Annotated in this window: 1 protein-coding gene; it reads left to right on the top strand. The window is 62.8% G+C overall.

Translation table 11 applies throughout. The annotated features are described in order from the left end of the window. A partial coding sequence (locus IV04_RS23830) for an Ig-like domain-containing protein (RefSeq protein WP_037441649.1) occupies nt 1-2,258 on the top strand: 2,258 nt, incomplete at both ends.

Here is a 2,258-nt window from a genome sequence, read left to right as displayed (position 1 = left end):
AATGTGCTGGGCAGTGTGACCGCGGACAGCAACGGCAACTGGAGCTTTACGCCAAGTACCGATCTGGGCCAGGGCGCACACAGCCTGAGCGCCAGCGCCAAAGAGCCAGCGGGCGGTGTCAGCACCAGCGGTAGCTGGGCGTTTACCGTGGACTCGGTGGCCCCGAACGCGCCGTTTATTGACTCGGCTGCGGACGATGTGGGTAGCGTACAGCCGCAGAACATGCAGAGCGGCAGTGCGACAGACGATCCGACGCCAACGCTGGCAGGCCGTGCAGAAGCCAACAGCATCGTGAAGGTCTACGACCAGAACGGGTTGCTGGGCTCGGCACAGACCAACGCTGATGGGCAGTGGAGCTTTACACCGACCAGCAAATTGTCGGAAGGCGAGCACCGCTTCACGGTGACGGCGACGGACAAGGCGGGTAACGTCAGCGATCCGTCCAACACCTTTACCCTGACGCTGGACTTTACCGCACCGGATGCCAGCAAAGTGGCCATCACCGGGGTGGACGACGCAGTAGGCGCAATCAAAGGCAATGTGGCTGTTGGTAGTACCACCGACGACAACCGTCCGACCATCAAGGGCACCGGGGCGGAAGCCGGTAACACCATTACGGTGTACAACGGCACCACCGTGATCGGTACTGCGCTGGTACAGGCGGACGGCACCTGGTCACTGAAACCGACCCTGCCACTGGCCGACGGTCTGGTGACCCTGACCGCCAAGGAAAGCGATGGGGTGGGCAATACCACCGTGGCATCGCCGGAGTATGGCTTTACGGTCAGCACCCAGGCACCCGCAGCCCCGGTGATCGGGACGGTGGAAGACAATGTCGAACCGCATACCGGTCCATTGCAGAAAGGGGACGTCACCAATGACAACACCCCGACCCTGAAAGGGACGGCATTGCCGGGCGGCACCGTGACGGTGTTCGACAACGGCACGGCGATCGGCAGCGTCAAGGTGGACAACAACGGTAACTGGAGCCTGACGCCGGACACGGCGTTGAAAGACGGCAGCCATAACCTGACGGCGTCGGTCACCGACAGCATCGGCCAGACCAGCCCAAGTACCGGTGACTTCGGTATCGTGATTGATACTCTGCCACCGGCTCCGGTAACCGGTCTGGTGGTCACCGATGACTACGGCGATGTACAGGGCCCACTGAGCGCGGGCAGCACCACCGATGACAATACGCCAACCTTCAGCGGCAAGGCGGAAGTCGGCAGCGTGGTCAACGTGCTGGACAATGGCAAGGTGATCGGCAGCACCACCACCGATGCCAACGGCAACTGGACCTTCACGCCAAGCACCCCACTGGACAACGGGGCACACGACTTCACCACCACGGTGACCGACGCGGCGGGCAACACCAGCGGCGAAGGGGAACACCTGGCGGTGACGGTGGATGCGATCAAAGGTCAGGTCCAACTGACCGGCCTGGTGGATGACGTGGGTGATATCCAGGGTACCATCGCGCAGAACGGCGTGACGGACGATACCCGTCCGACGCTGAACGGCACGGCGAAGGCCAACAGCGTGGTCACGGTCAGCGACGGCACCACCGTGCTGGGCAGTGTGACCGCAGACAGCAACGGCAACTGGAGCTTTACACCTGCGGTCGACCTGGGCCAGGGCGCACACAGCCTGAGCGCCAGCGCCAAAGAGCCAGCGGGCGGCGTCAGCACCAGCGGTAGCTGGGCGTTTACCGTAGACTCGGTGGCCCCGACTGCGCCGTTTATCGACTCGGCTGCGGACGATGTGGGCAGCGTACAGCCGCAGAATATGCAGAGCGGCAGTGCGACAGATGACCCGACGCCAACGCTGGCAGGCCGTGCAGAAGCCAACAGCATCGTGAAGATCTATGATCAGAACGGGTTGCTGGGTTCGGTACAGACCAACGCCAGTGGCCAGTGGAGCTTCACCCCTACCGAGAAGTTGTCGGAAGGTGAGCACCGCTTTACGGTGACGGCGACGGACAAGGCGGGTAACGTCAGCGATCCGGCGAACACCTTTACCCTGACACTGGACTTTACCGCACCGGATGCCAGCAAAGTGGCGATCACCGGGGTAGACGACCAGGTGGGTGAACAGAAGGGCAACGTGGTTGCCGGTGGTACCACCGACGACAACCGTCCGACCATCAAGGGCACCGGGGCGGAAGCCGGTAACACCATTACGGTGTACAACGGCACCACCGTGATCGGTACTGCGCTGGTACAGGCGGACGGCACCTGGTCACTGAAACCGACCCT

This window comes from Serratia sp. Ag1 (genome assembly GCF_000743355.1).
Classification (GTDB): Bacteria; Pseudomonadota; Gammaproteobacteria; order Enterobacterales; family Enterobacteriaceae; genus Chania.
This window is presented reverse-complemented; position numbering and strand designations above follow the sequence as displayed.